Annotated in this window: 15 protein-coding genes; 12 read left to right on the top strand and 3 right to left on the bottom strand. The window is 72.2% G+C overall.

What is annotated here, in order from left to right; all coding sequences use genetic code 11:
* Nucleotides 1–13: 13 nt before the first annotated feature.
* From folP to O3X23_RS04725, 7 genes are all read left to right on the top strand, one after another.
* On the top strand, nucleotides 14–889 hold the full coding sequence (gene folP / locus O3X23_RS04755) for a dihydropteroate synthase (protein ID WP_269269815.1): 876 nt from the start codon (nucleotides 14–16) through the stop codon (nucleotides 887–889).
* The gene (locus O3X23_RS04750) at nucleotides 886–1,362 is read left to right on the top strand and encodes a nuclear transport factor 2 family protein (RefSeq protein WP_269269814.1); all 477 of its coding nucleotides are present in this window, start codon (nucleotides 886–888) and stop codon (nucleotides 1,360–1,362) included. The genes folP and O3X23_RS04750 overlap by 4 nt, the downstream gene beginning before the upstream one ends.
* 283 nt (nucleotides 1,363–1,645) lie before the next feature.
* On the top strand, nucleotides 1,646–2,005 hold the full coding sequence (gene folB / locus O3X23_RS04745; RefSeq protein WP_138355885.1) for a dihydroneopterin aldolase: 360 nt from the start codon (nucleotides 1,646–1,648) through the stop codon (nucleotides 2,003–2,005).
* The gene (gene folK / locus O3X23_RS04740) at nucleotides 2,002–2,592 is read left to right on the top strand and encodes a 2-amino-4-hydroxy-6-hydroxymethyldihydropteridine diphosphokinase (RefSeq protein WP_269269813.1); all 591 of its coding nucleotides are present in this window, start codon (nucleotides 2,002–2,004) and stop codon (nucleotides 2,590–2,592) included. The genes folB and folK overlap by 4 nt, the downstream gene beginning before the upstream one ends.
* 95 nt (nucleotides 2,593–2,687) lie before the next feature.
* Nucleotides 2,688–3,167: a DUF3180 domain-containing protein gene (locus tag O3X23_RS04735; RefSeq protein WP_269269871.1), complete on the top strand. Its 480-nt coding sequence runs from the start codon at nucleotides 2,688–2,690 to the stop codon at nucleotides 3,165–3,167.
* Between the two features lie 234 nt (nucleotides 3,168–3,401).
* Complete coding sequence (locus tag O3X23_RS04730) at nucleotides 3,402–3,995, top strand: cysteine dioxygenase (protein WP_269269812.1); 594 nt, start codon at nucleotides 3,402–3,404, stop codon at nucleotides 3,993–3,995.
* Entirely contained in the window at nucleotides 3,992–4,417 is a 426-nt protein-coding gene (locus O3X23_RS04725) for a rhodanese-like domain-containing protein (protein ID WP_269269811.1), read from the top strand. The genes O3X23_RS04730 and O3X23_RS04725 overlap by 4 nt, the downstream gene beginning before the upstream one ends.
* Here O3X23_RS04725 and O3X23_RS04720 read toward each other — a convergent pair.
* On the bottom strand, nucleotides 4,414–5,574 hold the full coding sequence (locus tag O3X23_RS04720; RefSeq protein WP_269269810.1) for a betaine/proline/choline family ABC transporter ATP-binding protein: 1,161 nt from the start codon (nucleotides 5,572–5,574) through the stop codon (nucleotides 4,414–4,416). The two genes, O3X23_RS04725 and O3X23_RS04720, sit on opposite strands and share 4 nt — an antisense overlap.
* A gap of 208 nt (nucleotides 5,575–5,782) precedes the next feature.
* On the opposite strand from O3X23_RS04720, the gene O3X23_RS04715 reads away from it, so the two are divergent.
* From O3X23_RS04715 to O3X23_RS04700, 4 genes are all read left to right on the top strand, one after another.
* The gene (locus O3X23_RS04715) at nucleotides 5,783–6,460 is read left to right on the top strand and encodes an ABC transporter permease (RefSeq protein ID WP_269269809.1); all 678 of its coding nucleotides are present in this window, start codon (nucleotides 5,783–5,785) and stop codon (nucleotides 6,458–6,460) included.
* Nucleotides 6,460–7,173 (top strand): ABC transporter permease, encoded by a 714-nt coding sequence (locus O3X23_RS04710; RefSeq protein ID WP_269269808.1) that lies wholly within the window; start codon nucleotides 6,460–6,462, stop codon nucleotides 7,171–7,173. Before O3X23_RS04715 ends, O3X23_RS04710 begins: the two co-directional genes overlap by 1 nt.
* A gap of 61 nt (nucleotides 7,174–7,234) precedes the next feature.
* Nucleotides 7,235–8,179 (top strand): ABC transporter substrate-binding protein, encoded by a 945-nt coding sequence (locus tag O3X23_RS04705; RefSeq protein WP_443047769.1) that lies wholly within the window; start codon nucleotides 7,235–7,237, stop codon nucleotides 8,177–8,179.
* Nucleotides 8,180–8,377: 198 nt separating this feature from the next.
* Nucleotides 8,378–9,394 carry a hypothetical protein gene (locus O3X23_RS04700; protein WP_269269806.1) on the top strand — a complete coding sequence of 339 codons (1,017 nt, stop codon included), beginning with the start codon at nucleotides 8,378–8,380 and terminating at the stop codon, nucleotides 9,392–9,394.
* Nucleotides 9,395–9,410: 16 nt separating this feature from the next.
* Here O3X23_RS04700 and O3X23_RS04695 read toward each other — a convergent pair whose 3' ends face one another.
* Together O3X23_RS04695 and O3X23_RS04690 are read right to left on the bottom strand one after the other, a co-directional pair.
* Nucleotides 9,411–10,562 carry an NADH-quinone oxidoreductase subunit D gene (locus tag O3X23_RS04695; RefSeq protein WP_269269805.1) on the bottom strand — a complete coding sequence of 384 codons (1,152 nt, stop codon included), beginning with the start codon at nucleotides 10,560–10,562 and terminating at the stop codon, nucleotides 9,411–9,413.
* Between the two features lie 45 nt (nucleotides 10,563–10,607).
* Nucleotides 10,608–11,615 (bottom strand): SAM-dependent methyltransferase, encoded by a 1,008-nt coding sequence (locus O3X23_RS04690; protein ID WP_269269804.1) that lies wholly within the window; start codon nucleotides 11,613–11,615, stop codon nucleotides 10,608–10,610.
* 248 nt (nucleotides 11,616–11,863) lie between these two features.
* On the opposite strand from O3X23_RS04690, the gene O3X23_RS04685 reads away from it, so the two are divergent.
* Nucleotides 11,864–12,832: a carbohydrate-binding protein gene (locus tag O3X23_RS04685; protein ID WP_269269803.1), complete on the top strand. Its 969-nt coding sequence runs from the start codon at nucleotides 11,864–11,866 to the stop codon at nucleotides 12,830–12,832.
* Nucleotides 12,833–12,902 lie beyond the last annotated feature (70 nt).

Raw genomic sequence — 12,902 nt, 5'->3', positions numbered from 1 at the left:
CTACGCTGGGCGTATGAATACGCTGCGGGGCTTCGTGGACGGTCTTCCTGAGTGGGACCGCTGCGCGGTCATGGGCGTGGTCAACGTCACGCCCGACTCCTTCTCCGACGGCGGCCAGTGGTTCGACCCGGAGCTGGCCGTCAAGCACGGCATGGACCTCGTCGCCTCCGGCGCGGACATCGTGGACGTCGGCGGGGAGTCGACGCGCCCGGGCGCGGCCCGGGTCTCGGAGGCCGAGGAGCTGCGCCGGGTGATCCCGGTGGTGCGGGAGCTGGCCGCTTCGGGCGTCCTGGTCAGTGTGGACACGATGCGGGCGGCGGTCGCCGAGCAGGCGGTCATGGCCGGCGCGCGGCTGGTCAACGACGTGAGCGGCGGCGGCGCCGACCCCGCGATGATCCCGGTGGTCGCCGCGGCGGGGGTGCCGTTCGTCGTCATGCACTGGCGCGGGCAGAGCATCGACATGAACAACAGGGCGGTCTACGGGGACGTGGTCGCCGAGGTCGTCGCCGAGCTGCGGGAGGGGTGCGAGCGGGCGGTCGCCGGCGGTATCGACCCGGCCCGGATCATCGTCGACCCCGGCCTGGGCTTCGCGAAGAACGCCGAGCACGACCTCGCACTGATGGCGCACCTGGGCCGGCTGCGCGAACTGGGCCGCCCGCTGCTGGTGGCCGCGTCCAGGAAGCGGTTCCTGGGGCGGGTGCTGGCCGGGACGGCCGGCGACCCTCCGCCGCCGGCCAGGGAGCGCGACGCGGCGACCGCCGCGGTGTCGGCGATCGCCGCCCGCGAGGGCGCCTGGGCGGTGCGGGTGCACGAGGTGCACGCGAGCGCGGACGCGGTCCGGGTCTCGCGGGCCATCGAGGGCGCCGCGCGTACGGAGGGTGCCGCATGACGCCCCGTACCGCGGAGGCCGCGAAGGTCGAGGAGGCGAACCAGGCGTTCTACGACGCGGTCGAGACCTCGGACCTGGACGCGCTGGAGGAGATCGTCCTGACCGGCCCGCTGGCCGAGACCGTCTCCGTGGTGCACCCGGGGTGGCCGGTGCTGCGCGGGCGCGGCGAGGTGATGCGCTCCTACGCGCTGATCATGGCGAACACCGAGTACATCCAGTTCTTCCTGACCGACGTCGAGGTCGCGGTCGACGGCGACACGGCCCTGGTCACCTGCACCGAGAACATCCTGACCGGGGGACCGGCCGAGGAGGACGGCTCGGCGGGCACCCTGGTCGGGGCCCTGGTGGTCGCCACCAATGTGTTCCGGCGCACACCGGAGGGCTGGCGGCTGTGGGTGCACCACGGGTCTCCGGTGCTCGCCGACGGTGATGATGATGACAACGACGACGCCGCCGCGGGACCCGGCGCCTGAAACACGCCGTCCGACCATCCCGCGTTCACCCGGCCGACCCGGGATTGCGCCGGGTTGGCGACCTCGTCACCCGTTCGCGCCAAGAATCCGCCGGTGGACGGGTAGCGGCCCGGCTGGTGGGTAAAGGGCCGGAGTCCGACCGCCCCTGACCTGGGCGGGACCCGCCCCCGGACAACCCGTCGGCACGCGTTGTCGGTGATCGCGGGTAGATTCGATTCCGGGCGGGCCCGTACACATGCCGGGACCCGGCCCGTCCGTCCGAACCATCAGCAGGAGTGATCTCGTGGATCGTGTCACGCTGCGCGGCCTCAAGGCCCGCGGTAATCACGGCGTGTTTCCCAGGGAGCGCGAGGAGGGCCAGACCTTCGTCGTGGACCTGGTGCTCGGCCTGGACACAGCTCCTGCCGCGGCCGGGGACGACCTGACCAAGACCGTCCACTACGGCGTGGTGGCCGAAGAGGTCGTGGATGTCGTGAAGGGCGAACCGGTCGACCTGATCGAGACCCTCGCGCAGCGCATCGCCGACCAGTGCCTCAAGCACGAGGCGGTCCAGGAGGTCGAGGTCACGGTGCACAAGCCGGACGCCCCGATCACCGTTCCGTTCGACGACGTGACCATCACCATCACCCGGAGGCGCCCGTGAGTCCCGACCCCACCGTGCAGCCCGTGCACCCGTCCGTGGTGGCGCAGGTCGACGCCGCCGACACGACGCTGCACAACCCCCAGCGGGCCGTGATCGCGCTGGGCAGCAACCTGGGCAACCGGCTGGAGACCCTGCAGGGCGCCATCGACGCCCTGGAGGACACCCCGGGCGTGCGCGTCAAGGCGATCTCGCCGGTCTACGAGACCGAGCCGTGGGGCGTCGAGCCCGGCAGCCAGGCCAACTACTTCAACGCGGTGGTGCTGGTGAAGACCACGCTGCCGCCGTCCTCCCTGCTGGAGCGCGGCCAGGCGATCGAGGAGGCGTTCCTGCGGGTGCGCAGCGAGCGCTGGGGCCCGCGCACCATCGACGTGGACATCGTTGCCTACCAGGGCATCGTCTCGGAGGACCCCGACCTGACGCTGCCGCACCCGCGGGCGCACCAGCGGGCCTTCGTCCTCGCCCCCTGGCACGACGTGGACCCGTCGGCGGAGCTCCCGGGCCACGGCGAGGTGGCAGAGTTGCTGGCAGCGGTCGGCAACGCGGGAGTGCAGGCCCGCGGTGACGTGGAACTCCGGCTGCCCGAATAAGCGTTAGACGGTCGGGCAGGCGGGCCTCACCGGCACCGGCCGCACCACTGGCAGGACGACAACGGCAGATGAACCATGTGAGGGGCGAACACTCGGTGAAGGCGCTGCGCATCAGAACGCTGCTGGGACTGTTCGCGGTGGCGGGGGTGCTCTCCTGGGCCGGGGCCAAGCTGTGGGACTCGCTCGGCACGCTGCCGAGCGTCCCGCTGGCCGCGCCCATCGTGCTCGCGCTGATCGCGGTGGTGCTCACCGCGACCGCGCTGTCGCTGCGCGTCCGGCTGCGCGCCCAGCGCGACCGTGTCCCCGGCGCCAAGGGCGTCGACCCGCTGCTGGCGGCGCGCGCGGTGGTCTTCGGCCAGGCGAGCGCGCTGGTCGCCTCCCTGGTCGCGGGGATGTACGGCGGCACCGGCGTCTTCCTGCTGCTCTACCAGTGGGACGTCCCGCCACGCCGGGACCAGGCCATCTACGCGGGCTTCGCGGTCCTGGCCGGCCTCGCGGTCGTCGCCGCGGCGATCTTCCTGGAGCGGGTCTGCAAGCTCCCCGAAGATCCCGAGGGCACCGCGACCGGTATCTGAGACTCCGTGTTGACCGCCTCGAGGGTGGCGTGATTCAGTCCTCGATGTGAGTGGTATCGGTCGGCGACTTCACCGGCGAGTGCACCTGGACCTCGTCCGGTACGCGGGCTGCGTGTGTCCGGGTTCACGTTGAACCCCGCCGTCCCGCTCACCTCCGCGCCCTAGCCCGCCGCCTCCGTCCGTTTCCGGACCGCCGCGGCGCCGTGCCGGCGCCTCCCTCCAGGGTGGTCCCCGTTGTCCGCACCAGCGCTTGTCTCCGCGTCCCCGGCCGCATCCCCGGCCACCTCTTCTGCCGCGGCCCCTTCCACGGCCCCCGCTCCCGGCCCGGCGCACACCGCCGCGCCCACGGCGGCCGAGCTGCTCGACTTCGTCCGCTCCATCGCCGCCGACCCGGAGAAGGTCGCCCAGCTCGCGCTCGACCCGCTGGACCGCACCTGGATCCGGCTGGAGGGGCCCGGCGGCGCCGAGGCCTGGCTGCTGGGCTGGCCGCCCGGCACCGAGACCGGCTGGCACGACCACGGCGGCTCGTACGGTGCCTTCGTGACCGCGGGCGGCGAGCTGACCGAGGAGTCCCTGTCGGTGCCGCTGCCGTCCGAGGGCTGGAGCTCACTCGAACTGGCGGAGGGCCTGGACAGGACGCGCGCCCTGCCGGCCGGCAAAGGCCGCGCTTTTGGCCGCAACCACGTCCACCAGGTCGTCAACCGCTCCGACGAGCGGCACGCCATCTCCGTGCACGCCTACTACCCGCCCCTCCCGCTGATCCGCCGCTACCTCCGCGACGGCCGCACCCTGCGGCTCGACGTCGTGGAACACCCGGAGACCTGGTGACCCAGCCCGCTGCCCGCAGCATCGACGACCATCTGGCCCGCGTCAGGACCCGGCTGGAGCGCCTCGACGCGCCGGCCGCCGCCGAGGCCGCCGCGAACGGCGCCGTCCTCGTCGACATCCGCTACGCGGCGCTGCGCGACCGGGACGGGCTCATCCCCGGCGCCCTCGTCGTGGAGCGCAACGAACTGGAGTGGCGGCTCGACCCGCTCGGCGACCACCGGCTGCCGGAGGCGACCGGTCACGACCTGACGGTCGTGGTGATCTGCAACGAGGGGTACGCCAGCAGCCTCGCCGCGGCGTCCCTGCAGGACCTGGGCCTGCACCGCGCCACCGACCTCGACGGCGGATTCCAGGCGTGGCGCGCGGCGGGACTCCCGGTGACCCCGCCGCTGACGCCCTCGGGCAGCCTGGAGCGGCCCTAGCCGGCCCGCTCGATCGACTCGATCGTGACGTCGGCGCGGTCCGCGCCGTGCGCGTCCGCGTCGATCGAGCGGCGCAGCGCCTCGTGCAGCCGCGCCGGCGTCAGCACGCCGAGGAAGTGATCGCCGTCGACGACGGCTATCCACCCCGCGTCGTACTGCAGCATGGCGCTGAACGCCTGCTTGAGCGTCGCGCCGATCGGCACCCACGCCTCCATGCGGCGGGCGTGGTCCCGGACCGTGGAGCCCTTGCCGAGCAGCGCCTCGACGGTGATCCAGCCGTGCAGCGCGCCGTCCGTGCCCAGGACGACCGCCCAGCGGGAGCCCTCCTTGCGCATCCGCGCGGCGGCGGTCTCCACCGGGTCGTCGAGCCGGACGGTGGGCGGCTGCTCCAGGTCGGCCGGCTCGATCTGCGTCACCGACAGCCGCTTGAGCCCCCGGTCGGCGCCGACGAAGTCGGCCACGTACGGCGTGGCGGGCGCGCCCAGCACCGTGGCGGGCGTGTCGTACTGCTCGATACGGCCCTCGCCGTAGACCGCGATGCGGTCGCCGAGCCGGACCGCCTCCTCGATGTCGTGCGTCACGAACAGCACGGTCTTGCGGACGGTGGCCTGCAGCTTCAGGAACTCCGACTGCAGCCGTTCGCGTACCACGGGGTCGACGGCGCCGAAGGGCTCGTCCATCAGCAGCACCGGCGGGTCCGCGGCCAGCGCGCGCGCCACCCCGACGCGCTGCCGCTGCCCGCCGGAGAGCTGGTCGGGGTAGCGGTTGCCGTAGACGGAGGGGTCGAGGCCGACCAGGTCCAGGAGTTCGGCGGCGCGCTCCCGGGCCTTCCCGCGCTTCCAGCCCAGCAGCGCGGGCACGGTCGCGGTGTTCTCCAGCACGCTCTTGTGCGGGAACAGGCCGACCTGCTGGATGACGTAGCCGATGCGGCGGCGCAGCATCACCGGGTCGATGGAGGCGATGTCCTCGCCCTCCACCAGGATCCGTCCCGAGGTCGGTTCGATGAGCCGGTTGACCATCTTCATGGTCGTCGTCTTGCCGCAGCCGGACGGCCCCACCAGCGTGACCAGTTCCCCTTCCGCGACCTCGAACGACAGGTCGTCGACGGCGGTCGTGCCGTCGGGGTACCGCTTGGTGACGTTCTCGAAACGGATCATCGGGGCCTGAAATCCTCACTGACGGGTTCTCAAGACCGTACTCTCCCCGACTTTCCGCCGGGAATTGTGGCGGGAGTATTGCAGCTGCGGGGCGGGCCGACCGGATTGTCAGAGGTGCCGGATAGGGTCGGGCCACGCGGCGACCGCAAGGTGGTTGTCGGCCAAGTGTTCGACGAGTGTACGGACCGGGTGGGGGGAGGTGAGGGGCATGGCGAAGCAGAACTGTCTGATATCCAACGACTGGATCTGCGGTGAGTACCTGCGCACCCGCAGCCATGAGCTGACCGATGCCACCGTCCAGCACCTGTGGATCACGGCGGTGTCGGTGGCCCTCGGGCTGCTCATCGCGTTCCCGGTGGCCTTGGTCGCGCGGCGCTGGCGGCCCCTGGCGGGCCCCGTGCTCGGGCTGGCCACCGTCCTGTACACGGTGCCGTCGCTGGCCATGTTCTCGCTGCTGCTGCCGGTCTTCGGCATCTCCCCGGCGGTCGTCGTCACCGGTCTGGTGCTCTACTCCCTGACGATCCTGGTGCGCAACATCATGGCCGGCCTGGAATCCGTGCCGGAGGACGTCAGAGAAGCCGCCCGCGGGATGGGGTACGGGCCGCTGCGGCTGCTGTTCGCCGTGGAGCTGCCGCTGTCGCTGCCCGCGCTGATGGCCGGCCTGCGGATCGCCACCGTCTCGACGGTCGCGCTGACCACGGTCGGCGCGATCATCAACTACGGCGGCCTCGGCAACCTCATCTACACCGGCATCGACACCATCTTCAAGGCGCAGGTGCTCACCGCCTCGGTGATCTGCGTGGTCATCGCCATCGCGGCCGACGTGCTGCTGCTGGGTGTGCAGTGGCTGCTCACCCCGTGGGCGCGGAGCAGGAAGGCGGCCTGATGAACGCGGTATCCGGAGCCTGGGACTGGCTGAACGACAGCGCCAACTGGAATGGTGCGGACGGGGTGTGGCACCGGCTGGGCGAGCATGTGTACTTCACCGTCGTCTGCCTGGCGCTGGCCTGCCTGATCGCCCTGCCGGTCGCGATCGTCCTCGGCCACCTCGGCAAGGGCGGCGCGCTCGCGGTGAACATCTCGAACGTGGGCCGCGCGGTGCCCACGTTCGCGATCCTCGTCCTGCTGATGTTCTCGATGGGCTCGGACACCGACTGGCCGACCATCATCGCGCTGGTGCTCTTCGCCGTGCCGCCGCTGATGACCAACGCCTACGTCGGCATGCGCGAGGCCGACCGCGATGTCGTCGAGGCCGCCCGCGGCATGGGGATGACGGGCGGGCAACTGCTGTTCCGCATCGAGCTGCCGCTGGCCTTTCCGCTGATCTGGACGGGTGTGCGGTCCGCCGCGGTCCAGGTGGTGGCCACCGCGACCATCGCGGCCATGGCGGGCGGCGGCGGCCTCGGCCGCATCATCACGGCCGGCTTCAACCGGCAGATCACCGCGCAGGTGGTGGCCGGCGCGGTCCTGGTGGCAGGACTGGCGCTGCTGATCGAGGGAATCTTCATCGCGTTGCAGTGGTTGCTCGACCCGATGCGGCGCCGTCGCCGCCCCCGGTCCGGCAGCCTCGCCCCCGCCTCGACCCCCGCGACCCCCTGAACGTCATGACGTCTCGTGCCCTTTGGATGGAGAACCGATGAACCCGACGCTGCGCGTCACGATGGTGGCCGCTGCCGCCGCACTGCTCCTCACCGGCGTCACCGGCTGCGGCGGCGACAGCCTGGAGAAGGGCGCCTCCGACAGCGCGCCCCCGTCCTCCGGGGAGAAGAAGGGCGCCCTGGTGATCGGCTCCGCCGGATTCACCGAGAGCACGGTGCTCGCCGAGCTCTACGCGCAGATCCTCAAGGACGCCGGCTACTCCACCTCGGTGCAGACGCTCAAGAACCGCGAGCTCTACGAACCGGCCCTGGAGAAGGGGCAGATCGACATCGTGCCCGAGTACGCGGCGACGCTCGCCGAGTACTTCAACACCAAGAAGAACGGCTCCACGGCGGCTCCGGTGGCCTCCGCCGACGTGGCGGCCACGGTGGCGGCGCTCAAGACCTTCGCCGAGCCCAAGGGCCTGAAGGTTCTCGACGCCGGTCCCGCCATCGACCAGAACGCCTTCGCCGTCAGCAAGGACTTCGCCGCGGAGCACAAGCTGAAGACCCTCAGCGACCTCGGTGCCGCCAAGATCCCGGTCAAGCTGGCCGCCGGCGACGAATGCCCGGACCGGCCCTTCTGCTCGCCGGGCCTGAAGTCCAAGTACGGCATCAACATCACCGGCATCGACCCCAAGGGCGTCGGCACCGTCCAGTCCAAGCAGGCCGTCAAGGACGGCACCGACCAGCTGGTGCTGACCACGACCACGGACGCCACCCTCGACCAGTTCAACCTGGTGCTCCTGGAGGACGACAAGAAGCTGCAGAACGCGGACAACCTGCTTCCCGTGGTGAATGCCAAGGAGGCCGGCGCGGCCGATATCGCCACCGTTCTCGGAAAGCTCACCGCGGCGCTCACGACCGCCGATCTCACCGACCTCAACGCGAAGGTCGACGCGGAGCGCCAGAAGCCGGCCGACGTCGCCGCCGCCTACCTGAAGTCGAAGGGTCTCCTCAAGAGCTGAGGCCCGCGGGGCCCGGCGCGACCGGCCGGTCGCGCAAAGATCCATAAAGGGTCCGGGCGGGATACGGAGGGCATTGCGGACACACATGGTGTCGATCCGAATGCCCTCCGTATTCACCGTCTCCCGCAATGCCGGAGAGAGCGCGCTAAATCGGGCCCCGTGGCCCCACGCGTCCCATTCGCACGCTAGTTTCGAGCCATGCCACGAGGACGCCACCGCCATTCACCCCCACTGCACCGGCTGCTGCCCCCGATGACGCTGGCCGGGTCAGCGGCGGCCTGTGTCGCCGCCGCCTGGCTCAGCTCCGATCCGATGGTGCTGCGCGCGGTCGTCGCGGCGGCGGCGGTGGCCGCCTGCGGCGGCGCGGTCATGGCGCGCACGTGGGACCGGGCCGCCGGCCGCCGGGTCGCCGACCTCACCACGGCCCGCGCCCGTGACGAATGGCACGCGGACGAGCGCATAGCCGAGCTCGAGACGGACCTCGACGAGTCCCGTGAGCTGCGCGTGCGGCTGGACACCAGGCTGAGCGCCAAGCGCGCCGAGCTGGCCCGGCTGCGCACCGAACACGCCGATCTGCTCCGCCGCTACGCCACGGCCGAGAGTGAGCGCGCCCGTGCCCTCGAAGGCCGCCGCCAGCTCGCGCTGGAAGCCGCCAAGGCGCCGCTGGCCATCGCCGCCTCGCTCGTCGGCCCGGCCGCCTACAAGAGGGCGGACGAGGCGCTGCTGAACCTCAACCGCAACGCCGCCCGCCAGCAGGCCCTGCGCACCGTCGAGGAGGCCAGGCGCCGTGACGCCGCGGCCGCCGGCAGCACGGCCGACGGCGACGACGAACCCCAGGGACGGCACGCGGCGGCCGAGGCCGCGGAGCCGGCCGAGTCCGCCGAGACGCACAGCCGCCCGGAACCCGAGGCGGCCCCCCGCTCCACCGGCGGCCTGCCGGTCCGTGAGCACCGCCTCGTGCCCGCCGTGGCTGCCGCCGTACTGCCCTACGCGCAGCCGCACCGCGCCGGATCGGCCAGCCGGGCGCTCGGCGGCTTCGACTTCTTCGGCACCCAGACGCCCGGCGGCGCGCACGAGGACCTCGCCGACGTCGTCGGCGAGGAGGCGTACGCGGAGCACGAGGCGCAGCTCGCGGCGGCCGAGGTGATCGACCTCACCGAGCACGACGAGACCGAGCAGATCGACGTCAGCGGCCTGCGCGCGCACTCGTCCTGAACGGAGGCCGGTCCGGCTACTTGTCGACGTCCCCGACGACGAAGAACATCGAGCCCAGGATCGCCACCATGTCCGCGATCAGGGTCCCGGGCAGCAGCACCGTCAGCGCCTGGATGTTGTTGTACGACGCCGACCGCAGCTTGAGCCGGTACGGGGTCTTCTCGCCCTTGGAGACCAGGTAGTAGCCGTTGAGCCCCAGCGGGTTCTCGGTCCACGCGTACGTGTGGCCCTCCGGCGCCTTCAGCACCTTCGGCAGCCGCTGGTTGATCGGGCCCTGCGGCAGCTCGCCGATCCGGTCGAGGCAGGCGTCCGCGAGGTCCAGCGCGTTGTGGGTCTGCGCGAGCAGCACCTCGAAGCGGGCCAGGCAGTCGCCCTCGGTGCGGGTGACGACCCGCAGGGTGTCCTGCAGCTCCCCGTACGCCAGGTACGGCTCGTCGCGGCGCAGGTCGAAGTCCACGCCGGACGCGCGCGCGATCGGCCCGCTGACGCCGAAGCCGTGCACCGCCTCGGCCGACAGCGTGCCGACCCCGCGGGTACGGCCGCGGAAGATCTCGTTGCCGAGCACCAGGTCGTCGAAGCGGCCCATCCGCGACCTGACCTGCGCGACGGCGTGCCGGGCGCGGCCGAGCCAGCCGTTCGGCAGGTCCTCCTTGAGGCCGCCGACCCGGTTGAACATGTAGTGCATCCGGCCGCCGGAGATCTCCTCCATGACGTTCTGCAGTTCCTCGCGCTCCCGGAACGCGTAGAACACCGCGGTGATGCCGCCCAGCTCCAGGGGGTACGAGCCGAGGAACATCAGGTGGTTGAGCACCCGGTTCAGCTCGGCGAGGAGCGTACGGGTCCACACCGCGCGCTCGGGGACCTCCATGCCCAGCATCCGCTCGACGGCCATCACGACGCCCAGCTCGTTGGAGAACGCCGACAGCCAGTCATGGCGGTTGGCGAGCATGATGATCTGGCGGTAGTCCCGCGCCTCGAACAGCTTCTCCGCGCCGCGGTGCATGTATCCGACGACGGGTTCCGCGGTGATGATCCGCTCGCCGTCCAGCACGATCCGCAACCGCAGCACTCCGTGCGTGGAGGGGTGCTGGGGGCCGATGTTCAGCACCATGTCGGTGCCCTCGGCCTGGCCGCCGATGCCGATCGTGGTCTCCGTCATGGACGGCATTCTGTCAGCCCGCCCTCCGGCCGCGCTTGCGGGCGGCGATCTCCGTCACACCCGCAGCAGACCGTCGCAGGCGTCGCCGACGGGCGTCGCGAGCCAGCGGAAGGCGCCGAGGCCGCCGGGATCGATGAGTTCGGCGGCCTCGCCCGCGGTGGCGAGACCGCGCAGATAGCCGCGGGGATCGGTGGAGGCCAGGGCGAGCGGCGGGCGGGCCCCGGAGACGCCCAGGGCCCGCAGGGCGGCGCGCTGGGTGACGAGGGGGGCACCGCCCCCGGCGGCGTCCAGCGCGACGTGCGAGGTGAGGTCGCAGGAGCCGTCGGGCACCGGAGGCACCTCGCGGCCGTCGCGGAAGCCGGTGAGCGTGCCGTACGGGGGGCGGGCGGCCCGCTCGTGGGAGTAGTCGACGGCGACGGCGAGCCCGGCGTCCAGCGAACCGGCGGCCGCCGCCCAGGCGGCGTCGCGGGGGAGCCCGATCTCGGCGCGGGCACCGGGCGTCCCGGCAATCGGCCACCAGCGGCGCAGCCAGGCCGCGTCCTCGGCGCTCAGCGGCCCGCCGGGGCGCTCCCGGCCGTCGGCGGGGTCGACAAGGACGTAGCGGGGCTCGCCCGCCCCGTCGGCCTCGGCGATGTCGACGGGGATGTTGTCGAGCCATTCGTTGGCGAACAGCAGGCCCCGCACGCCCCGCGGCGGGGCGGCGGTCCAGGTGATGCGCCCGTCGAGCCCGGCGGGGCGCTCGGACCGCTCGACGGCGTACGGCGCCACCCGCGCGGCCGTCCCGTCCGGCAGGGCCTCCAGGACGCCGGTCAGCAGCTCGCCGGAGCCGGCGCCGACGTCGACCAGCGCCAGCGCGTCCGGCCGGCCCAGCGCCTCGTCCACCCGCAGCAGCAGCTCGGCGACGGCCCGCGCGAAGAGCGGGGAGGCGTGTACGGAGGTGCGGAAGTGCGCGGCGGGCCGTTCCCGCACGAAGAAGCCCCCGGGCCCGTAGAGGGCGTGTTCTGTGGCGTCCCGCCAGCCGGGCCACGCGCGGCCGTCGTCGTCGCCGTCTTCGTTGATCACCGGACCACCGTAGGTCGTCCCGCGGACGTGCGTCCCGTCACAGCGGAACCGGAACCACCTGGGGATGCGTCGAAGGCCAGAGCGGGCAGTCCCTCGACCCGGGTAGGGTTCCGTGGGTCAAACATGTCCGCCCGCGATGCCGCGGAAGCGAGAGCGCAGGCCTTGTGACCGCGCCGCGGACTCATCGATCATGAGCCATGGGTGCACCGCGCCGCGATGGGCATGTGCCATTAGGGAGTGAACAGCGGATGACGGCCGGCAACAACGGCGCCTCAGAGAACGACGACCCCTTCGCGTACCTCTATCGCTCCGAGGGCGGCGAGGGCGACGGTTCCGGGGCGGCCACCGACGGCGCGCCGGTGGCGCAGCCGGGCGTGCCACGCACGTCGTACAACCAGGTCCAGCGGGTCGGCGAGCGCCGCCCGCCGCAGCAGGGCGGTTACGGCTACCCGCAGCAGCAGCCCCAGCAGCCCCAGCAGCAGCCGGGCTACGACCAGGGCCACGCGCAGCAGCAGTCCCAGCAGCCCCAGTCGTCCCAGTACGCGCAGCAGACCCAGCAGACGCAGCAGACCCCGTACGCGCCGCATGGCGGCAGCGGCGGCGGATCGCAGGGTCCGAACCGCAAGGGGCTGCTCATCGGCGCCATCGCGGTGGTCGTCGCGGTCGCCATCGGCATCGGCTTCGCCATGACGGGCGGCGACGGCAAGAAGGACGCCGCGCAGGACAAGCCGTCCACCCCGCCGGTCACCAGCGCCCCGGTCACGCCGAGCCCGTCCGCCAGCACCTCGGAGAAGTTCGCCTCGAAGGTCGTGGACGCCGCCGCGCTGGCCCTGTCCGGCGGAGCCGCGCAGTCCAACGCGCAGCCGGGCGCCAAGGCCGCGGGCGGCACGTCCGTGGGTAACTTCGCCGTCGGCGCGACCGCCTCGTACACCTTCGACGTGCCGAAGGACGGTACGTACACGCTGTTCATCAGCTTCGGCAACGTCGGTGAGGACGCCGGTCTCACGCTCAGTGAGAACGGCAAGCTCCGCACCAACCCGGTGAACATGCACAACTACATGAAGACCGCCGACTGGACGAAGGCGTGGGCCACCACCTACGTCTGGGTGGAGCTCAAGAAGGGCTCCAACACCCTGGCCCTCACCTGCGCGCCGGGCAACAAGTGCGGCGTCAACCTCGACCAGGTGTGGATGAAGGAAGGCCAGGTCAAGAAGTAACGGGCCGGGCGGCAGGCTGCCGCCGGCGGCCCGCCCGGTCGGGGCGGACCGCCGTCAGGAAGCCGTCGCC

Origin of the sequence: Streptomyces sp. H39-S7 (assembly GCF_027158205.1) — a bacterium.
Lineage (GTDB): Bacteria > Actinomycetota > Actinomycetes > Streptomycetales > Streptomycetaceae > Actinacidiphila.
Note: the sequence above shows the minus strand (reverse complement) of the source record. Positions and strands in the feature narration are given on the sequence as shown.